The sequence below is a fragment of the Microcystis flos-aquae FACHB-1344 genome, from assembly GCF_014698375.1.
GTDB classification, from domain to species: Bacteria; Cyanobacteriota; Cyanobacteriia; order Cyanobacteriales; family Microcystaceae; genus Microcystis; species Microcystis aeruginosa.
Map to the genome: position 1 here is coordinate 1 of NZ_JACJSW010000180.1, position 19332 is coordinate 19332.

Sequence of the window (19332 nt, forward strand, 5' to 3'; positions counted from 1 at the left end):
GCGTAAGGACTTCCGGAGTTTGTGTCCAGTAGTCCATTAGTATTATATTGCTTTAACTCAGGCTGTGTAAGACTTTTAGCCATAGCTAGTATATTTATACGGGGGAAGTCCAGGAAAAAGTACGGGCGAAGCATTCGGGCAATAACCTACGGTTTCACCGATAGGTTATTGCCCGAATGCTTCGCCCCTACAGGACGCGGGCTGATGAAGACGCAAGGTTTTGAACGACGATTCTCTCAAAATCTTGCACCTGTGGGAGCAAGAAAAGCCCCAAAACCCTTACCTTGCCTACATTTCACATTTATTCAGCAAGCCCTAAGTAGTCGTGCAAAATTAATTTCCTAGTCGAGACAGGAGACTCCGAGACTCCGAGACGGGGGACGGGGGACTCCGAGACAGCTATCAGGGATCAGATTTGAATTTTTAGTTCACTGTTTACTGGTAACAGCAAAAAGCTTTTGGCTGACGGGTGACGGCTTGGATGTGTAATTAATTTTGCTTAGGTACTTACTAGAAAGCCAACGGCTCTCCCGATATAATGGAGAAAAATGTTGGAATATCTTCCATTTAGCCTCCTGGAAAGTCATTATAGACAATTACTCCAGCCCCGAATTAATTCAACGGGATGATTAGACCTCGACCTAATATTATCTCAAGACTAAAAGTTATTCTAGTCAGGGAACACACCCAAATAAAAATAATTTTGGCTCTTCGTTACTTGGTATGGTTCGATAGGGAGGCATAAATCGACTAAATCCTTATCTGGCAAGAGACTTAATTGATTAGTTCGCTCTAGATCGAAAAGAATTGACAAAAATCGCTAAATGCCTTTCTATATAAGGGTTCCATCCCTTATAACCCCCGTCCATTGCATCACACAAACCGAAGAGCCATAATTTTAATTGCTTCATATTTTTTCAGTGAAATTGAATTAGCGACGATAGATATACATTTCAGCTAGCGAACTATTTAGTTAGTACATAAGCTAAAGGCAGGCTGTGATTGGGTTATAATTTTTGGAGATGTCTATTGATTACTAGCCGGTCAACATCTAGATTTATTCTGGCAAATCCCCAAAACGCTCTCGATAGCGTTGGAGCAATGCTTCTAAATCCTCAGCCCGCATTCTCTCCTGTTCAGCCCGCATTTTCTCCTGTTCAGTTAGCTCTGACTCCGTGGGCAGTAAATCGCCCGCAAAAGTCGCCCAACGCAGCCAAACTGCCTCAACTCCCTTATACTCTCCTTGCCAGCGGACCAAAGCCAACCCTAGCCTTTGACTGAAAAATCTTTCTCCCGTCTCTAGAGATAATGGCTCGTAGTTGCCGTCTCTGAGGATAAAACCTGCCCAGTCTTCAGGATTGAAGGGATCGTACCAGAAATATTCTGGCACTCGCAAGCGGTCTTGATATATAGCTTTCTTTTCAGTTTTATCCTGTTGAGCGGTACTTTCAGAAAGGAGTTCGATAACCACGTCGGGAGCTTTCCCCTCTTGCCAAACCACCCAACTTTTTCTTTCCCCTTTAGGAACCCCCCGGACAGCAAAGAAATCGGGACCGCGAAAGTCCTCGCTTTTTAACTGTGCGGCACTGAAATAAACGAACATATTGCCGCCTACATAGCCATCTTCCCTAGCAGCTAACCAGGGTAACAAGGCATCTATGAGTATATCCATCTGGAGTTTATGTCGTTGGGTTTCCATGGGAACGCCGTCATCGCAGGGCAATTCATCTTGGGTGGGCAGTGAAAGTCGAGAAGGGGCAATAGTTGAAGTCATCGGAGTCACGCTGGTGATGAGACTTAAGGAGCTTTTTCCTCTAGCATTGGGGAAAATATCTAGGGGCTAGAATTGAGACGGGGCAAAATGTTATGGTAATTATAGCCTTCTTCTAGGAAATTAGTTTTTTAAGCACATATTGTAGGCTTGAGCCGCCTTCAATTTTTGGTACAGCAAAGGACTCTTTTCTCTACAAGACTGTTGTAGTTGCTGAAACTCGGCTTCACCCTTTTTCAGATAGGCATCCACAAGCTCTCGATTGGCCAGATAGAAAGCGATCGCGCCATAAACCTGTTCGAGGGAAAGGAGTGGAAAATTTTGGGCAATGCTTTCGGGCGATTCTCCGTTCAAGAAAGAATAGACAACTGAATCAAGGGAGATACGAGTTCCTTCAATCCAATATTCTTCTTCTCGTTGCTCGATGTACTGCTTTGTTGGGATAGAGGCTAATTTCTAAATCCATGACAGACATCCACGCTCGAATGCTTGCCAAGCCTGCATTCGTTGTGACGCGAATAAAGAAAAATGGTAATAGAGGCTAATTTCATAGGAGTAATGTTGCTGTTTAGCTAAAAGGATAAGAAATCCCATTACCGAGTAGGAATACCATTGCTAGGACTGGGGTATAGATTTTTGGAGATGTCTATTTATTATGATGATATTAGCGTCGAGAACGATGAATTTGAGTCTCACTTGTCCAAATCCTTTCTCTGATTGGCTCTATCCGCTTCACACATCTGACGAAACTCACGAACAATATCGTCCTCGGAAATTCCCTTTTGACTTAACAGGTACTCAAATTGAGCGGCCACCGCTTGTAAGGCAGCGATATCGGCGCTTTTACTCCCCTGTTTAACGGGGAAATAGAACCCAACAGTTTGACCGTGACGTAGTACCTCAACGGGAGTCTCACCGTATAGGTATTTAGGGAGTTCGCTCCGAAATTCTCGCACCCCAATTTTCTCAATGTCATGCTTATTGGGACTTAGACAAAAAACAAATCGAGAAAAGCCTCAACTCCAATCCCCGCTTGGGATTTACTTCGAGAAGCCCAAAATCGCTGAAACCCAGATAGATCAAGGAAAATCATAAATCGAGGTTAACCCTTTGTCCCGTAATGGTTTGAGCCTTTTTTGCTGACCGAAAACGCCTAAGTCCCATTATCCATAGTCTCTCTCGTTGTGTACGCATTGTGTACACAGTGTAGCACTATTTGAGAAAGGACATCAACAAATAACTTTACTCATGTTTTACCAGATTAAAAATTTAATCTGGTTTGAAGAAAATGCCATCCATCTGCAACACCCTCCCAGTTTTTTCGGCGGTAAAACCTGGTTCAATACCGTACAGTTCGTAACCTAATTTTTCTATAATATCAATCATTTCCTTAAACAGGACTTGACCTTCGTAGAGAGGGACTAAAGATAATTCCAGCTTAATGCCTTTAACCAAAGGCAAAATTGCAGTTGCTCCTTCTAGCACTTGCTTTTCCAATCCTTGCACGTCTATTTTGAGAAAAATGGATTTAGTTTCGCTTTTGATATAGTCCTTGGCAATGATATCTAGCCTGCTCAATTTTACTGTTTCTGAACCACAGTAAGCTGATTCCGGTGCAGATTCTAAGTGAGCATCCAGCATTGGCAAAGCTGAACTACTATAACTATTACCTGCAATATTGATGACAATCTCACCTTCTTGGTTGCCGATGGCAGTTTGGGGAGCAATTTCCCACAGCGGGTCTTTTTTACTAACAGCTTTTAACTGAGAGTAAGCACTGGACAGTGGTTCAAAGGAAACAATCCTACCTGAATAGCCTAACTCTCGCAGTAATTTAGCATACTGCCCAATATTAGCACCAACATCGAATACTAAGTCAATATTGTGATAGGCTAACAAGCGCTGCATTTTCGCCGCTTCGGATGTTTGGACATTGTATCTTTTTAGATCAACTCCTAAACTTCTGGCGAGTTTCTTGATTATTTTTTTAGGCATAAATTTTTTAGTGACAATTAATTTTATTCAAGAGGCAATCCAACCCAGTCCCATGAAACAAATACAATGCCGATTTCTGCGTGAACTGGCAGACTTTTCAAACGGGTTCTAAGGGCAGACGCTTTTTTACTGTTCTTGCTACCCGATAAAGGAAAGGCAGACGCTTTTTTATTGTTCTTGCTAACCAGTAAAGTAAGGGAAGGCGACAGTAAACACGATAAGTAAAGTTATCCGCATCGGCATGGGGAACTATATAGGCAGGATGGCGTAAGGGAAAGCTTATAGCTTTGACCGGGATGTTATTCAAAACAGATCTAGAGATTTTGGTGTGTGTTGCCTCTACACCAAATCCAATATTACTAACGAGATTTATATTGGGTGTAATTGTCAAAACATTTTGTAGCAAGCAAGATAGTATCCATTGATAATCCCAAGTGTCGATCTCTCCATCATAGGTTCTTTGTAATATTTCTTTCCAATATCTTGACTGCTGAGTATCCTGGAAAATATATCTCAGAAAATCATCATCTTTAATTTCATTAAGCAAACTCATATCACGATCATAATGCTGCCACGCTCTCCTCCAGGTTGCCCAACCCCATATAAAATGATAGCGAGAGAAGTAATAGCTGTACTTAGTGCGCTGATGACCGAACTGAAAATTACAACCTATTATAGATGCAATTCTCTCATCATTTCGATAATAATCGAGCAATTCTTGGCAAAAGCGAAAAAAACTAGGATGTGGCAAGCAGTCATCTTCAAGAATAATTGCTTCTTCAACTGTATGGAAAACCCAATCTAAACCACTCGACACCCGATTCTTACAACCTAAATTCACATCAGAATAATTCGTCAGCACCTCACAATCCCAATCCACACCCTCGATAATAGCACGAGCCGCTTTACACTTCTCAATATCATCGGCTCTATCTGGACGCGGACCATCGGCAACTACTAATAACTTAGGTGGTTTAGCCTGACGGATAGCTTCAAATACCCTCGCCGTCGTGTCCGGGCGATTGAAAATCAGGAAGGCGACAGGAGTGGTTAGTTGGAAGTCAGTCATGCAACGGATTTACTGTTAACTCGTGGTATCCTAACCCACCCTGACCAAATTGTCAACCCATTTCAGGATTTTCAGAGCCATTAATTTTATTTTCACTATCTCCACTGTTAAAATCCGAAGCTTTCAAGACAGTTAACCCAACTAAGTCTTGATCTCTATAATGATAGATAATATTGTCTTCTAGCAAACTATCATTGGCTCTTTGAGGCTTACGAAAGCTAATATATAAAACATCTGCTTCTTCATCATAATCTATCCAGATTCTTGAAGAAGGTGCGGTTAGCGAATAAGGAATTGATTTTAACAGATTGACTTCTGCCATAGGATGCCCCGCTTGATAATTTTTTCGCAGGAGGATGTCAAAAAAGCAGTTATGACAAATCCATCGTTCTTTAGTTCTTCATAGATGACGACCGCGTCTTTTCTTGAGATAACAGTTTTCGGATAATGTTTTAGTGCTATTAGCTCATCAGTCCATCCCTTAACAATCAAATCAGGTTCAGCAATAGTTTTTAGTACCATATCAATACATCCCGCCAGGTAAGATACTTTCATGGCTTAGAAAATCCATTCATTATTTTCTCAATTTAACTGCCCGAATTGTTCCTGGTAACGAGCCAACAAAGCTTCTAGTTCTAGAACTCGCTGCCGTTCTCTTTCGGCGCGTTGAGCTTCCTGCTCGGCGCGTTGAGCTTCCTGCTCGGCGCGTTGAGCTTCCTGCTCGGCGCGTTGAGCTTCCTGCTCGGCGCGTTGGGTTTGCTGCTCGGCGCGTTGAGCTTCTTGTTGAGCGCGTTGGGTTTGCTGCTCGGCGCGTTGAGCTTCTTGTTGAGCGCGTTGGGTTTGCTGCTCGGCGCGTTGGGTTTCCTGTTCGGTAGGAGTCAGTATCCAATTGCCGTCTCGTCCGTACCAGCGCAGCCACAACCGCTCAATGCCTTGACAATTTCCTGCCCAAAGTCCCAATCCCAATTCTACTTCCTCTAGCCACAACTGCTGGTTTTCTAGTCTTAAAGGCTGATATTTTCCTGATTTTAAGGTAAATGCCTGCAATTGGTTGCTGTAGCGATCAAACACCACGTAGTAGAGAATGCCTAAAATTCGTTCGTAAACTTCCCACTTGGTGGGAGGTTGGTTGATTCCCCGCACGGTACGCCCTAAATCTTCTGCTTCCGTTCCAGGAGAGAGTAATTCGATGGCGATGAAGGGAACAATTTCTTCCTGCCAAATCACATAACTCAGGCGCAATTCCTCTCCTTGGTACAGCCGCGAGACTCCCAAAGCGGCAAACCAGTCCGGCCGCTTGTACCATTGGGGATGGTAAGGGTCGTAGTAGAGATTTAGATCGCTGGCGATAAATATTTGTTCGGCAGGATAGTTAGAAGGTCGAAAGGTCTGGCGCAATAATTCGGGTTGGAAGAGATGAAATTCGTCAGGCAAGCCAGGTTCCTCCAGGTTTTCGCTGGGGAGGTCGTACATGGTTGGTAACATTTCTTTGGGTGGAAGGGACGGCGTTCTCTGGTACATGGGGGGAATGTTGCTAGTTTGGTGTTTAGTTTAGCAAGATAATAGGGCATTCATGTCAATTTTAGACCCCTGAACGCCGCAAGCCTTGATGCACAATAAATCGGAACAGTCGTCAATTCCTCGTTCTCCATTGGTGAAAATGCCGATTCAAAAATGAAGTACACCACCAGGGGAGTCTTACCAAAATCCGCCCAGAGGAAGTTAGAGACTTTCGGGATTAATCCCCAATTCCCTAAGTTTAGCCGCCAATCGTTCGGCTTTTTCTTCGGCTTCCTCAGCTTTCTGTTGTGCTTCCTCAGCTTTCTGTTGTGCTTCCTCAGCTTTCTGTTGTGCTTCCTCAGCTTTCTGTTGTGCTTCCTCAGCTTTCTGTTGTGCTTCCTCAGCCAACTCTCGCGGGGTTGGTAACAATATTCCATCTAAAGTCGCCCAGCGAATCCAGACGGTTGTTACCCCTCTATATTCTCCCTGCCAACGAACTAAAGCTAATCCCAAACGACCACTGATTAGCCATCCTTTCTCGTTGGGTTGCCGTGGTTGATATAGGCCATCAACTAAGACAAATTCGGCAAAATCTTCAGGGTTAAAAGGATCGTACCAGAAATATTCAGGCACTCGTAACTTATCTTGATAAATCTGTTTTTTCTCGGTTTTGTCTATTTGGGCAGTACTTTCTGAGAGTAGTTCAATCACTACATCGGGGGCTTTTCCCTCCTCCCAAGTAACCCAACTTTTTCGCTCCCCTTTTGGTACGTCTAAGACGGCAAAAAAATCAGGTCCTTTGAAGTCTTGATTTTTCAGTTGTGCTGTACTGAAATAGACAAACATATTGCCACTGGCATAACCATCTTCTCGTTGGTCTAGCCAAGGGGATATAGTGTCTATTAACAGATCCATCTGCCATTTATGCCTTTGAGTTTCCATGGGTACTCCATCATCGCAGGGGAGTTCATCTTGCGTGGGTAATGCAGTTAATTGCATCGGTTGACTAAGCGTCAGAGTTTCCATATTTCTGTCCTATATTTTGGGTTTAGTTATTTAGATTTTCTAGATTTTTTGCCCTCTTTAACTGGCTATAGCAATTCTAAATGAGTCGTGAACGGACAGGGGGCTTAAGCCCCTTGTTCAGCTACCTGTTGTCAAGGGTTTAGGGGATTACTATATGTTATATCACAATTCTAGGCTAAGACGCATTTAAGTAGAAATCATCATCCAAGAGCTGCTCAATTGAAAAAGGACAGGTGATTGGATACTCATTTTCTAATGGTATGCGAACGCCAAATTTAGCTTTTTTTCCATCTCTAATTGCCAGCTGGCGAGCGTCTGGATAGACTGAGGAAACTGCTGTTGACAGATAGAGATTGAGAGATGGAGTATCTCGCAAGCTTTTTTGAACTCGCTGCCGGTGTTCGTTGATTGAATCATACCAACTGCCTGTCATCGTATCAGGCGCATCGCCTTGTATCTTGAGCTTGAGTAAATGAGCCAACAAAACCATTAAGTTACTTTCTAAGGCTCTTTTTTCTGACTTGCCCAAGTCTTGTAATTCCTCAATTAAGTGTTCAACGTCTAGTCGTTCAAATTGACGATCTTTTAATTGTTGGATTGTCTGTTCAATCCACAAGTCAAAATCAGAATCATATAAAATAGTGGACATTTCTAGCAGTTTTATTAATGATATACATTGGTCAACCTTAATATTAACAAATATTGTCCTTTTTGTCAATTAGTGCTCGCCTGATAATTTCCTTGTACTATTTATCTTCCTTACCCTTCCTGTTATTAACTGAATTCTCCATCTCTTACAGAACTATAAACTTCTATTCCTAAATTTTTAGCTACTTGCTGCGCCTTGAAATCTACCATCAGTGAAATAACTATCTTGCAGTTGGATTCTTGTTGGTGGCGCTGCTGATAAAATTGTACTTTTACTTATAGAGGATTGGATTTCGCCAATTATCAACAGTCCATTTTTGATTAACAAATCCAATTCTATCTGGTCTGGACTGCCAAAACTTCTCCTTGGTCATCATATTCAGTAATATTAAGCACCCGCACCCCGAAAGACTCTTCTAAAATTGCTTTGAGGGCATTGCGGAAAGATTCCTCCGAGTGCAGTCCCCATATCGCTCCCAAAGCATCAACACTACTGTCGTAATCGTCCCGCATTTCCCTATCTTGCAGAATTTGAGGCATTTATTGGCGGATAATCGCCTTAATATATTCTTGTGTCATGACTTTTCTTGCAGGCAGCATCTTTGCTCCTATTATATCAAAGGCGATCGCGGCTGTGTCCAACTTCATTTATCTTCACTTTGTTTGATCGCAAATAATGGTAGGATTAAAATCTGGAAGCTAAAACTTTAGGATGATTGAGTAAACACTTTTTTAGGACAGCAATCAACTAATGATACAGCAAAGAAGTTATTTGTGTATGTTTAACGAAATCTTTCTATTTGTACGTCGTTGGTAAAGCTTTCGTAAGCTAATTTTATGTACTCCAATATAGAATTTTCAAATGGTTGACCGTTAAGATAATATAATTCTACCTTTCCTTGATTATAAAGAAAATAGAAAAACCTGACAAATACAGCAATAAGGCTAATGGCAATAAAAATATTTTTTAGATCTGGAATTTTCCATTTTTTATCGAGAAGTTGGTAGTAGAAAATTCCAGAAAAACCAAGCAACAATAAACCAATTCTTAAACTAAAATGTCCACCAATATTACTTGTTATCAGACATAAGAAAAATAAATATGTAAAGATTATAGACATAATCATATCTCTATTTTTATTTCTAGGAGATTGCTGATTTTTTTTTAACATGAAGCTATTGATCAAAAAAATAGTTAAAAATTCAACTATTTTTGTACGACTAATTCCTAAGCCAGTATCTTTGTTTTCAGCAGCCCAGTAACGAGATTTTGCATATAAAGCTTCAGTTCCTTTAAGGATATCAAAAAACTTCAATAAAGTACCGTATCGAATACCGATCGCGAAAGCTGATATAAGTAAAAACAAAACTAGAATTTTAAAAACTAGATTATTCGTAAAGATAGAAAATAATTTGCGTATCCAATTAGTCCCTTTTATTCCCCATATAATAATGGGCAAATACATAATGCTAGTAAAGTGAGTAAAAATACTTATCGCATAAAATCCCCAGGTAGCTATCTCACTCTCTAGATTAACTATAGCGAGTAGTACAAAGGTGCTGGCAATAAATTGCCTCATTAAAAATATTTGTATAAAGAACACTGGATTTGCTATTGTATAAAATAAAATCAAAGCAAAATTTTCTTTTGATAATTTAATAGCTATATAGATAGTCGCCAAATTAATAAATAAAGACCAACAGAATAAAAAAGAGTATTTAGAACCATTAGAAATTATATAAATAGGATAGCTCAATAAAGGGAGTATAAATTCAACACCTTTGCCATGAGCTAATTCAAATGGGCTATATCGCCCTAAGTCTTCATAGTTTGTTACATAAACTGCAGTATCAGAAATAATGTTCTGGGATGACGTAAAAATTGCAGTTGTTACAGTAATTAATATTAAAATGACTAAATTTAGCCCATTTATTTTATTTTTCTTCCTATTAAAATTAAAATGGATGAAAAGAAGGAGTGGAAAAATGCCAATTATAGGTATTATAATCCATACAATTAAGCCGAGAAATAGGAATACATATTTCAAGGATCTATTATGGTAGGATAGCTTCTTGACAAGGTTAAACGTTGGAAGATTAGTCATATAATAATCTCATATTTGTTTTGGATATTGTTTGAACGAAAAATAATTGTTAGTCTCAGCCCAGTCTATAGATTTAATCTATAGTTTTTATGTACAGCAACTATATTTTGATAGGCAAATATTTCACAAAAGATGGGACTATATGTATCTAATGGCAATAGATGACTTGGCAACATCCTAAAAATTTTATAATCTTCTAATAGGTCGTAAAAATCTTTAAAGAAAGTCCTACTAAAAATGTTCATTTCATTAAACTCAAAGTGGATAATCTCAATCATACCTTTTTTAAGAGCTTCCTTCAGCCCCTCAAGGACACTGTATTCATTCCCCTCAACGTCAATTTTAAGCAAGTTTACTTTTTGTATATTCTGCTCAGACAAAAAGCTATCTAGATCGATAACGTCCACTAAATGTGAAACTGAGTTACACTGGCGAAGCTCATTAATAGCACCTCTATACAGAGAAGCATGAGACGAGCCATCTTGATTTTCGTAATCATATAGTTCTAGTTTTGATTGACTTTTACCACAACCTAAATTCAAAGCATTATATTTATTTTTCATGGCATTCTCTTGAAGTATTTTAAAAGTTTTTGGATGCGGCTCAAACGCATAAATTATAATTTCTGAGTTAAGTTTTTTGAGCAAGTTAGAATAGTCACCTACATTAGCCCCGACATCAAGCACGACTGAACCTGGTTGAAAATTTTTTGTCAGTTTGGTAAGAAAAGAATACTCGCCACTTATTTTTTTTATCATTCTTCTAATTCAAAATTCCTAGAAAATTTAGCGTCAATGAATATAGCCTGATATTGAAGCTATTAAAAAAAGGTCTTGCTAAAATCCATACTAAACAGTTTCTGATTGTTTGTTTCATGGCATTAGTTGTTTCAAGTTCAAGACTATATTAGGATTTGCTTTATTTTATTAAAATAATTTAGATTTTGCTCAAAACGAAATGGTATAAACAAAGCTTTAGTTAACATCAGGCTATGTTTGAACATAGGAGGATAAAGTAAACAACTAATGTAACAAGCTACCGCCTGCGATAACATAGTTGCTATCGCCGCTCCCACACCGCTGTAGGGGGGAATAAGCAAGAAATTCAACCAGACATTGACAATCGCTCCTAATGAAGTTGTCAAAAAACTAAACCGAGTGAAGTTTTCAGCCATTAACCAGTTGCTGCGAGCTACGCCCAAAAAGACGAAAGGACCAGCCCAAATATGCCATGCTAGAATTGTACCAGCTTCAGCAAACTCCTTGCCGAGCAAAGTTGTCAACAAAGGTACTGAAGCAAAGGTCATAGGAATCGCTATCGACAGTGCCATCCAAGCCATGAGATCGTACAGTTGTTGTAGTCTAGCATAATATTCCTCTCCACTCCTCTGCTTCGCCCGCAGGATTGCCGGAAAGACAGAAGAACAAACTGCCATAGGAATAAAATACCAAATTTCTGAGAACCTGACCGCCGCCGCATAGTTTCCCACTGCTTGAGCATTTGCCATATTACCGAGCATAACTTGATCGATCTTCATGTAAATCGTTATCATGACACCCGATAGGATCAGCGGCCACGAATCTCGCAGCATTTCTAACCCTTTCGACCAATTGACTCTCCATTGCCATATAGATTGGTGGTACTTAGGGTAAACCCAGAGCATTCCCAGCACCCTCACAACCTGCTCTGCCAGAATTAACCAGACAAAAGCCATTAACGGCAACTTGAAGGCAATAAATGAAAGTTTGATCAGGGAACTCATAATTAACTGGACGCTTCTCAGAATAGCCAAGACTCCTGAAAGTACCTGTGATTGAAACCAAAACTCGATCGCGTCAAAAGCACTGAACATTAAGCTAAAGGAAATTATTAAGGTCATCCAGCGAACGTCAGGATCGGTCTCAAACGTCCAGATGGCCATACCAATTATAATAATTGTCAATAAACTAGCGATTAACTTTAGCACAAAAGCAGTACCCAAAATCTCTGGAGCCGCTTTTTCCTCTTGGACGATATTGCGGATGACGATGGCATTCAACCCCAATTGAGCGATCGCACTAAAAAGAGCGACAAAACTGGTAGTATAACTCAATTTTCCGAAATTTTCTGACCCTAAATATCTAATTACCCAAATTCCGACAAAAAAAGCTAGTATCATGGTCAGCAGACGCTCGGCAAATAGCCAACCGACATTGCCCAGAATCTTTCGCAATCCAGGACTCAGCTTTTCCACCACTGCTCTCCACTTTGCCACCATAATATTCGATCCTTTTTGATAGCCGAAACATCCTACTCGAGAGACCTTTTAACAATTTAGCCAACAATAATTTTTGCTCCATGATAGTCTATCAATTATTTTGTAAATTAGTTTCACAAAAGGTTAGGTTAAATTGTCGAGACGCAATCGCCGCTGGTTTTATCAAGCTTATGATTGATTTTCTGGTTTAATTTGCCGAATCAAATAGCGAACTTCTGACAGCAAAACCTCAAAACGCTTGTCTGACTCTTCCTGTCTTTGCCTGGTTTCGGCAATTTCTGCTTGCCGAGCTTCATTTTCTCGCTGTTGTTGAGCAGCTATTTGTAACAGTGCTTGTGCTGTCAATTGTAACCCTTCTACTGAGTCTCGCAATTCCGAAACCGAGTCTTTGACTTCCGAAACTGAGTCTTTGATTTCCGAAACCGATTCTCGCAATTCCGAAACTGAGTCTGCCAATTCATCTAGCATCTCATCTGTCCATCTCGTCCGTTCCCCATCCCGTTTTGTCATGGCTTGTTTTTCTCCCTTCTCAGGTTCAATAGCTGCTTAAATTGTGGGTAATTATAGACGCAATCGCCGCCATTTTCCTCAAGCTTATGATTGATTTTCTGGCTTAATTTGCCGAATCAAATAGCGAACTTCTGACAGCAAAACCTCAAAACGCTGGTCTGACTCTTCCTGTCTTTGCCTGATTTCGGCAATTTCTGCTTGCCGAGCTTCATTTTCTCGCTGTTGTTGAGCAGCTATTTGTAACAGTGCTTGTGCTGTCAATTGTAACCCTTCTACTGAATCTTTAACCTCTGAAACCGATTGCCGCAATTCCGAAACTGATTCTCGCAATTCCAAAACTGAGTCTTTGACTCCCGAAACTGAGTCTGCCAATCCATCTAGCATCTCATCTGTCCATCTGGAGTTTCTGGCCGAGCCTCTGGTCATGGCTGGCTTTTCTCCTTTTTTAATAACTGCTTACAATTCATTTATTATCGACGCAATCGCCAGCAATTTCCCAACATATTTCCTCTCGACGCATAACAGTTGCTACCATAGCACACAATCAGCTAAATTGTAAAGCTGTATAGATTCTTCATTCAGCCTCCAAGTCAATTCCCATTGCCTTAAGTTGCGCCGCCAATCTGTCTGCCCTAGCTTTTTCTCCCTCGGCCCGCCGTTCAGCTTGTTCGGCTCTTTCCCGCTCCTGTTCAATCCGTTCACTCCCCCACAATAGTAAATTACCTGATTGCTCCCACCAGCGCAACCAATGAGCCGTTACTGCTGCTTTTTTCCCCTGCCATACTCCTAAAAATAAACCAATTTCTGCCAGCCAGTAACGATGATTCTCATCAGCTTTCTGTAACTCATACTTCCCTGCTACTAAGCGATAAACTTCTAATTCTCCTGTTTGTGGTTGAAAAATAATATAGACAGGTACTTGTAAGATTCGCTCGTAGAAATACCACTTGCCATAGGGATAGTGAGGATTGATAGAATACTCCCCTCCCTCCGTTTCTGAGATGAATTCCATGACAATTGCTGGCACTTCCCCTTCTGCATGAGGCTTGTAGCTGCGGCGAATTTCTCCTTCTCGGATAGGTGCTACTGCGGGTACATAAACCCAATCGGGAGCTTTTACGACTGTCTTACCGCCAACGGTGGCGCCAATGCCAAAATTAGCAGCAATAAGACTCGCTGCCACAATTAAACTGGCTAATTCTAAAGATTCTCGCCAAGCCGCCGCGAGCAGGGGTTGTAGGGTGCTTTCCACTGGTTCATCAGGGAGGACAAAATCCGCTGGCAATTTCTCCCAGGTAATGGGGGGTAAAGTATCAGAGATGCGAGGTGCTAATGGGATTGTCATTTAGGCTCTCGTGTGATGGTGGTTATGGCGGTTTAGCTTGTTTTGACATCCTCACCAAGGTAAATTGGTTAGAGAATGTGATGAGATGTGGTCTTGGGTTTTTTCTAAGACGATAAAGGTTTATATTTGGCGGTTAATTGATAGAAAGACAAGGGAAATTATTGGTGGCTATGCGCGGAGATAGGAGTCGTCAATCAGCCAAAAAAACTTTGGGGCCAGTTTACCCAGTGTTTACCGACAATATGCTGTTGTTTACACAGACTTTTGGGAGTCCTATAAGACAGTAATTCCTAGTAAACGTCATCGACCGCTCGGAAAAGAAACTGGTCAAACTAATCCTATTGAAAGATTAAATAATACCTTTCGACAAAGGATTTCTCGGCTGGTGAGAGAGAGTCTATCTTTCTCTAAAAAAATGGAGAATCACGTTGGGGAACCCTTTGGTATTTTATCCATGACTACAATGCACAGCAAAGCAAAGGATTAAGCCGCCATCACTACTACCGAATCACCACCCAACTATTTATTAGTACATGACATAAAAGCAAGCTGTGATTGAGTTATAATTTTTGCAGATGTCTAATGAACTGAAAACTCACAGGGTGCATCTCATATTGGTGACTTTCTCTCACTTATGGTGAGCAGCAGAAGTTATTAAAAGAGGGCGAATGCAATTCGCCCCTACAATAATATTATTGCGCCATCTGATAACTGATAACTGATAACTGATAACTGATTAAGACATTTCTAACATTCTTTGAATCGGCAACAGTGCCTTAACTCTTAAATCTTCAGAAATAGTAATTTCTGGAGTTTTATCTCGCATACAGAGATACAATTTTTCGAGAGTGTTCAGTCTCATGTAGGGACACTCATTACAAGCACAGTTATTTAAAGCTGGTGCGGGGATAAATACTTTCTCTGGGGCGGATTTTTGCATCTGGTGAATAATCCCCGGTTCTGTGGCGACAATAAAGGTTTTTTCGGAACTTTTCAGGGAATAATTTAATAGTGCCGTCGTGGAACCAATATAATCGGCATGGCGTAAAACCGATGCTTCACACTCAGGATGGGCGATAATTTTTGCTTCTGGATGGGCGACTTTTAATTCTATTATCTTGCGTTCGGAAAAAGTTTCATGGACAATACAACTACCCTGCCAGAGAACTAAATCTCTACCAGTTTGCTGACTGACGTAACGACCTAAATTGCGATCGGGAGCGAAGATAATCGGTTGATGGGCAGGGATTTGATTAACTATTTTGACTGCGTTGGAACTGGTGCAGATAATATCACTCATGGCCTTAATTTCTGCACTGCAATTGATATAGGAAATCACGATATTATCGGGATATTGGGCTTTAAAACGAGCAAAATCTTCAGGATGACAACTATCAGCTAAAGAACATCCTGCATCTAAATCTGGCAGCAATACCAACTTATCTGGGTTTAAGATTTTAGCTGTTTCTGCCATGAAGTGAACCCCCGCAAATACGATCACATCTGCTGGCGTTCGGGCAGCCTGTTGGGATAAACCGAGAGAATCACCAATATAATCAGCTATATCCTGTATGTCAGAATTTTGATAGTAGTGAGCCAGAATAACGGCGTTTAATTCCTGTTTAAGCTCTTTAATTGCTGTAAATAGGTCATCAGGTAAGCTCGATCGATTTGCGGGTTGAACAGTTGTGAACACGGTGGCATTTATGGTTATTTTTACCAAATACTAAACAAGTCCCTATATCATAGCAAATTTTTTTAAAGTGATTAGGGAGCGAGAGCTTTTTTCCGTGCTCAGTAAACAGTCATCAGTAATCGGTGAACTGAAAACTCACATCTGATCACAAGGGCCGAATCTAAAACCTAATTGGTTAAGTTAAAAGCTTTGATGTGCTTAGTTTCTACCTTCTTTTTTGGAGCCTGTTGCCTTGTACCATGATTAACTCCCAATCCCACTTGAACAACCCGCTTCCTTCTCCCCAATGCTGTAACAAAAAACAACTATCCCCCGATAGCGATCGCTATTGGTCGAATAATTATAAATTTTTGTCAAGGGGTGCGGTCAGACATAGGAATCATCGCTAGAATGAGCCTGAATTGTCAGAAATTTAGTTAAACAAGGTTTTTGGCAATATGCTAATCTGGCTAACACGCTTTTGGACGTGATATGGGGAAAACTTCTTGCGATCACGCTTAAATGGGGTGATATACAGAAAGTTTCTACATATCGTTACTCTGGAGAGTGTTATACAGAAAGTTGACCTATAATATGTAGTTATGCCGCTTAGTCCTTGGTAGGGGCGTAACCGGAGCCGAAGCTGTTGGGATGTAGGGTTAGACTGGCGGAAAGTTTTTAGTAAAGTGTAATTTAAGGTTACTTGTGAGCAAACATTGCTCTGGAGAAAATTTCATAGTATAATCAGCGCCGAGCCAAATACATACTGAACGCAGATGCTTGAAGAATTTGTGAGCTTAGGGAAGTGGTGGCTTCCTAACAAACCAGAAGTAGTAGTTCCAGGAAAACTAAGCTTTTCGCCTGAGAGTGGCGCAACATTAGAATTAATTGGTTCGTTTTATAGTTCACAACTTAAAGAGATAGGTCAGGTAAAGATTTCTTCCATTGAAGGGGAATCAAATCTAACATCAGGTGTACGACTTGACTTTATAAAGCCTGAGGAAATCATTATTCTCGGTTTGCTTGATAACAATGAAAAAATTACCTTATACAGGTGTTCTGGACAAGTTAAAAGCTTTGAATTTACAAAACTCACAGCGAGTCTTTCATTCAATGTCGAGTATGTTTTTAGAAAAATTCACTTTGAATATGAACAGGACATAAAATTGAAATCTATTTCTGTTCAATATTCCCATCTAGAGAAATGGGTTGGCAAATCTGGAATAGAGGTTTTTGTATCTCAAGAAGAGAACAAAATATGGATGAGTTATCAGCCGCCATCGAACATTCATTTGACGAAAATTGGCAGTCTCGATTTATATATTACCTTTTCTTCAGTATGTGTTTATCCATTTTACCCTAACGCGTACAATGCAAATATTGAGCAAAAAACTTATCTGACCATACAAAATCCCTGCAATCAACCAATAGATGATTGTGTCAATTTATTGATAAGATTCAGTGATTTGTTAAGCTTTGCAATGACAAAAGCAACTTCAGTAATTAAGGTTACTGGGAAAGCAGATGTCATTCATGAAAAGCCTGTACAGCAAGCAAATGGAGATTTCACACTGGAAAAAGAGGCGCGGGAAACTCAAGTCATCATAATATTTGGTTTATGGAATCCTACGAAGAGTTCTGAGATAAACTTGTCCCCCGATAAAATGCTATTTCTATTTAGTGATGTAGAAAACAATTTGGGATCATTCTTTGAAGCATGGATTAATAAAAGGGAGGAATATGAACCTGTTTTTGACTTGTTAATGGCAACAATGTATAGCTCTAGCCTTTACTTGGGTTATAAATTTCTAAATATAATCCAAGCTTTGGAGGCTTATCATACAAGCAAGTATGAAGGTTCATATCAAGATAAAAAGATTTACAAACAAGGACTTTACCAGGAATTTATAAAGGTATTGGACAAATTTCCAAGTGAAAGTGATAATCAAGAAAATGGAATTAGTGATGAGTTTAGAAATGCTTTAAAGGGAAACCTAAAAAATCAAACAAGCTTTACTTTAGAGACAAGACTCAAAGAAATTCTTAATAAAGTGTCCTCCTTGCTGCCAAATAATTTTATAGGAAGCGTAAAAGATAGGGAATTATTTTCTAGGAGAGCTTCTGAAACTCGGAATGCATTGACGCATCATGATAAAGAAAAACGACAACAGGCGGCAAGAGGTCGGGAGTTATTTCAACTTTTTCATACGTTGACTGTGATCCTACAAATTTGCTTATTAAGAGAGCTAAACCTTCCCGATGAGTCTATTAAAATTCTTGTGGAGCGAAATAGAGCATATCAGAAAGAATGGCGACCATCTTCAAACTGATTAACCACTCACGATTATATTGCTTGTTAAGTGCGATCGCTATTGCTGTAGGGTGCGTTCCCTAATGCAAGTCCTACTGCTCCACTGATCGATTTTGGGGAACGCACCATGCACATTTATTGAAGTTGTGGGTTAAAGTGCGATGCCGCTCTGGTGGGTTGAGTTCTGGATTGGCAACCTGTCACCGAGCAAACCCGACGATGTTGGAATGATTCTGATAGCTGACGGCTAATAGCTAAGGGTTATCAATGCTAGGATAAAGGCTTGAGTAGAGAACGATCGAGCCAAAGCCATGTCATCGACAGAAGTAAAAACCCCACCCCCAGACAGTCCTGAATTCCTCGATGAGTTACCCGGAGAAGTGGAAATGTCCTTATTTGACCACTTGGAGGAGTTGCGGCGCCGGATTTTTTATAGTTTAATTGCCGTGGCTGTGGGTGCGGTGGGATGTTTTATCTTCGTTAAACCCCTAGTACAAGTGCTGGAAGTTCCCGCCCAAGGGGTAAAATTTTTGCAGTTGGCCCCGGGAGAATTTTTTTTCGTCTCCCTAAAAGTAGCTGGATATAGCGGCATACTGGTGGCTAGTCCGGTCATTCTCTTGCAAATTATCCTCTTTGTGCTGCCGGGGTTAACCCGTCGCGAACGGCGTTTAATTGTCCCGGTAGTGTTAGGATCGAGTGTTTTATTTTTTGCTGGTTTATTTTTTGCCTATATTGCCCTGATTCCCGCCGCTTTAAACTTTTTTGTCAGTTATGGGGCGGAAGTGGTCGAACAAGCTTGGTCGATCGAGCGCTATTTTGAATTTGTCTTACTTTTACTTTTTAGTACCGGCATCGCCTTTCAAATTCCCGTTATTCAATTGATTTTGAGCTTTTTAGGCATTATTTCCTCGCAAACGATGTTATCGGGGTGGCGTTTCGTGGTTTTAGGGGCAGTGATTTTAGGCGCGATTTTAACCCCTTCCACAGATCCTCTCACCCAATCCCTGTTAGCAGGGGCGGTCTTGGGTTTATACTTTGGGGGCATTGGGGTGGTGAAATTAACGGGACGTTAGCAGTTTTTTGATAAAATTTGACGGCTGAAAACTAATTAAGCCAGAAA

General features: G+C 40.5%; 21 protein-coding genes and 1 pseudogene. 3 read left to right on the top strand and 19 right to left on the bottom strand.

Features of this window, described 5'->3' with window-relative positions:
- Nucleotides 1-1057 precede the first annotated feature (1057 nt).
- The 18 genes from H6G48_RS17305 to H6G48_RS17385 form a co-directional block, all read right to left on the bottom strand.
- Nucleotides 1058-1774: a Uma2 family endonuclease gene (locus tag H6G48_RS17305; RefSeq protein WP_190722652.1), complete on the bottom strand. Its 717-nt coding sequence runs from the start codon at nucleotides 1772-1774 to the stop codon at nucleotides 1058-1060.
- Nucleotides 1775-1894: 120 nt separating this feature from the next.
- Nucleotides 1895-2215: a DUF433 domain-containing protein gene (locus H6G48_RS17310; RefSeq protein ID WP_190722690.1), complete on the bottom strand. Its 321-nt coding sequence runs from the start codon at nucleotides 2213-2215 to the stop codon at nucleotides 1895-1897.
- Nucleotides 2216-2463: 248 nt separating this feature from the next.
- Nucleotides 2464-2727 carry a hypothetical protein gene (locus H6G48_RS17315; RefSeq protein ID WP_242034680.1) on the bottom strand — a complete coding sequence of 88 codons (264 nt, stop codon included), beginning with the start codon at nucleotides 2725-2727 and terminating at the stop codon, nucleotides 2464-2466.
- A gap of 313 nt (nucleotides 2728-3040) precedes the next feature.
- Nucleotides 3041-3766: an FkbM family methyltransferase gene (locus H6G48_RS17320; protein WP_190722653.1), complete on the bottom strand. Its 726-nt coding sequence runs from the start codon at nucleotides 3764-3766 to the stop codon at nucleotides 3041-3043.
- 97 nt (nucleotides 3767-3863) lie between these two features.
- Complete coding sequence (locus H6G48_RS17325; protein WP_190722654.1) at nucleotides 3864-4835, bottom strand: glycosyltransferase family 2 protein; 972 nt, start codon at nucleotides 4833-4835, stop codon at nucleotides 3864-3866.
- Between the two features lie 52 nt (nucleotides 4836-4887).
- Entirely contained in the window at nucleotides 4888-5157 is a 270-nt protein-coding gene (locus tag H6G48_RS17330; protein ID WP_190722655.1) for a DUF2283 domain-containing protein, read from the bottom strand.
- The gene (locus H6G48_RS17335) at nucleotides 5136-5390 is read right to left on the bottom strand and encodes a hypothetical protein (protein WP_190722656.1); all 255 of its coding nucleotides are present in this window, start codon (nucleotides 5388-5390) and stop codon (nucleotides 5136-5138) included. The genes H6G48_RS17330 and H6G48_RS17335 overlap by 22 nt, the downstream gene beginning before the upstream one ends.
- 27 nt (nucleotides 5391-5417) lie before the next feature.
- Nucleotides 5418-6356 (bottom strand): Uma2 family endonuclease, encoded by a 939-nt coding sequence (locus H6G48_RS17340; RefSeq protein ID WP_190722657.1) that lies wholly within the window; start codon nucleotides 6354-6356, stop codon nucleotides 5418-5420.
- Between the two features lie 201 nt (nucleotides 6357-6557).
- Nucleotides 6558-7361: a Uma2 family endonuclease gene (locus tag H6G48_RS17345; protein ID WP_190722658.1), complete on the bottom strand. Its 804-nt coding sequence runs from the start codon at nucleotides 7359-7361 to the stop codon at nucleotides 6558-6560.
- A 175-nt stretch (nucleotides 7362-7536) separates the two neighbouring features.
- The gene (locus H6G48_RS17350) at nucleotides 7537-8010 is read right to left on the bottom strand and encodes a DUF29 domain-containing protein (RefSeq protein WP_199328837.1); all 474 of its coding nucleotides are present in this window, start codon (nucleotides 8008-8010) and stop codon (nucleotides 7537-7539) included.
- A 177-nt stretch (nucleotides 8011-8187) separates the two neighbouring features.
- On the bottom strand, nucleotides 8188-8343 hold the full coding sequence (locus H6G48_RS26445; protein WP_341275515.1) for a hypothetical protein: 156 nt from the start codon (nucleotides 8341-8343) through the stop codon (nucleotides 8188-8190).
- A 2-nt stretch (nucleotides 8344-8345) separates the two neighbouring features.
- Entirely contained in the window at nucleotides 8346-8549 is a 204-nt protein-coding gene (locus tag H6G48_RS26450) for a DUF3782 domain-containing protein (protein WP_242034681.1), read from the bottom strand.
- Between the two features lie 242 nt (nucleotides 8550-8791).
- The gene (locus H6G48_RS17360) at nucleotides 8792-10114 is read right to left on the bottom strand and encodes an EpsG family protein (protein ID WP_190722659.1); all 1323 of its coding nucleotides are present in this window, start codon (nucleotides 10112-10114) and stop codon (nucleotides 8792-8794) included.
- 65 nt (nucleotides 10115-10179) lie between these two features.
- Nucleotides 10180-10872: an FkbM family methyltransferase gene (locus H6G48_RS17365; RefSeq protein ID WP_190722660.1), complete on the bottom strand. Its 693-nt coding sequence runs from the start codon at nucleotides 10870-10872 to the stop codon at nucleotides 10180-10182.
- 143 nt (nucleotides 10873-11015) lie between these two features.
- Nucleotides 11016-12371 (bottom strand): flippase, encoded by a 1356-nt coding sequence (locus tag H6G48_RS17370; protein ID WP_190722661.1) that lies wholly within the window; start codon nucleotides 12369-12371, stop codon nucleotides 11016-11018.
- A gap of 168 nt (nucleotides 12372-12539) precedes the next feature.
- The gene (locus H6G48_RS17375; protein WP_125730413.1) at nucleotides 12540-12881 is read right to left on the bottom strand and encodes a hypothetical protein; all 342 of its coding nucleotides are present in this window, start codon (nucleotides 12879-12881) and stop codon (nucleotides 12540-12542) included.
- Between the two features lie 84 nt (nucleotides 12882-12965).
- Entirely contained in the window at nucleotides 12966-13307 is a 342-nt protein-coding gene (locus H6G48_RS17380) for a DUF241 domain-containing protein (protein WP_190722662.1), read from the bottom strand.
- Between the two features lie 148 nt (nucleotides 13308-13455).
- Nucleotides 13456-14226: a Uma2 family endonuclease gene (locus tag H6G48_RS17385; RefSeq protein ID WP_190722663.1), complete on the bottom strand. Its 771-nt coding sequence runs from the start codon at nucleotides 14224-14226 to the stop codon at nucleotides 13456-13458.
- Between the two features lie 55 nt (nucleotides 14227-14281).
- On the opposite strand from H6G48_RS17385, the pseudogene H6G48_RS26455 reads away from it, so the two are divergent.
- Nucleotides 14282-14763, top strand: a pseudogene (locus H6G48_RS26455) (IS1 family transposase); the annotation flags it as partial.
- Between the two features lie 199 nt (nucleotides 14764-14962).
- Here H6G48_RS26455 and nadA read toward each other — a convergent pair.
- Nucleotides 14963-15922, bottom strand: coding sequence for a quinolinate synthase NadA (nadA, locus tag H6G48_RS17395; RefSeq protein WP_190722664.1), 960 nt, complete (start codon nucleotides 15920-15922; stop codon nucleotides 14963-14965).
- A gap of 755 nt (nucleotides 15923-16677) precedes the next feature.
- Between nadA and H6G48_RS17400 the strand changes: the two genes are divergently transcribed.
- Together H6G48_RS17400 and tatC are read left to right on the top strand one after the other, a co-directional pair.
- On the top strand, nucleotides 16678-18231 hold the full coding sequence (locus H6G48_RS17400; protein ID WP_190722665.1) for an ApeA N-terminal domain 1-containing protein: 1554 nt from the start codon (nucleotides 16678-16680) through the stop codon (nucleotides 18229-18231).
- 292 nt (nucleotides 18232-18523) lie between these two features.
- Nucleotides 18524-19285 carry a twin-arginine translocase subunit TatC gene (tatC, locus tag H6G48_RS17405; RefSeq protein ID WP_002783793.1) on the top strand — a complete coding sequence of 254 codons (762 nt, stop codon included), beginning with the start codon at nucleotides 18524-18526 and terminating at the stop codon, nucleotides 19283-19285.
- The last annotated feature ends 47 nt before the right edge of the window (nucleotides 19286-19332 follow it).

Excerpts from the sequence above, each read along its gene's own strand:
- H6G48_RS17320 (WP_190722653.1), bottom strand. The coding sequence starts at position 3,766 with ATGCCTAAAAAAATAATCAAGAAACTCGCCAGAAGTTTAGGAGTTGAT.
- H6G48_RS17380 (WP_190722662.1), bottom strand. The coding sequence starts at position 13,307 with ATGACCAGAGGCTCGGCCAGAAACTCCAGATGGACAGATGAGATGCTA.
- H6G48_RS17365 (WP_190722660.1), bottom strand. The coding sequence starts at position 10,872 with ATGATAAAAAAAATAAGTGGCGAGTATTCTTTTCTTACCAAACTGACA.
- H6G48_RS17375 (WP_125730413.1), bottom strand. The coding sequence starts at position 12,881 with ATGACAAAACGGGATGGGGAACGGACGAGATGGACAGATGAGATGCTA.
- H6G48_RS17370 (WP_190722661.1), bottom strand. The coding sequence starts at position 12,371 with ATGGTGGCAAAGTGGAGAGCAGTGGTGGAAAAGCTGAGTCCTGGATTG.
- H6G48_RS17350 (WP_199328837.1), bottom strand. The coding sequence starts at position 8,010 with ATGTCCACTATTTTATATGATTCTGATTTTGACTTGTGGATTGAACAG.
- H6G48_RS17360 (WP_190722659.1), bottom strand. The coding sequence starts at position 10,114 with ATGACTAATCTTCCAACGTTTAACCTTGTCAAGAAGCTATCCTACCAT.
- H6G48_RS17400 (WP_190722665.1), top strand. The coding sequence starts at position 16,678 with ATGCTTGAAGAATTTGTGAGCTTAGGGAAGTGGTGGCTTCCTAACAAA.
- H6G48_RS26450 (WP_242034681.1), bottom strand. The coding sequence starts at position 8,549 with ATGCCTCAAATTCTGCAAGATAGGGAAATGCGGGACGATTACGACAGT.
- H6G48_RS17385 (WP_190722663.1), bottom strand. The coding sequence starts at position 14,226 with ATGACAATCCCATTAGCACCTCGCATCTCTGATACTTTACCCCCCATT.
- H6G48_RS17345 (WP_190722658.1), bottom strand. The coding sequence starts at position 7,361 with ATGGAAACTCTGACGCTTAGTCAACCGATGCAATTAACTGCATTACCC.
- tatC (WP_002783793.1), top strand. The coding sequence starts at position 18,524 with ATGTCATCGACAGAAGTAAAAACCCCACCCCCAGACAGTCCTGAATTC.
- H6G48_RS17340 (WP_190722657.1), bottom strand. The coding sequence starts at position 6,356 with ATGTACCAGAGAACGCCGTCCCTTCCACCCAAAGAAATGTTACCAACC.
- H6G48_RS17330 (WP_190722655.1), bottom strand. The coding sequence starts at position 5,157 with ATGGCAGAAGTCAATCTGTTAAAATCAATTCCTTATTCGCTAACCGCA.
- H6G48_RS17325 (WP_190722654.1), bottom strand. The coding sequence starts at position 4,835 with ATGACTGACTTCCAACTAACCACTCCTGTCGCCTTCCTGATTTTCAAT.
- H6G48_RS17335 (WP_190722656.1), bottom strand. The coding sequence starts at position 5,390 with ATGAAAGTATCTTACCTGGCGGGATGTATTGATATGGTACTAAAAACT.
- H6G48_RS17305 (WP_190722652.1), bottom strand. The coding sequence starts at position 1,774 with ATGACTTCAACTATTGCCCCTTCTCGACTTTCACTGCCCACCCAAGAT.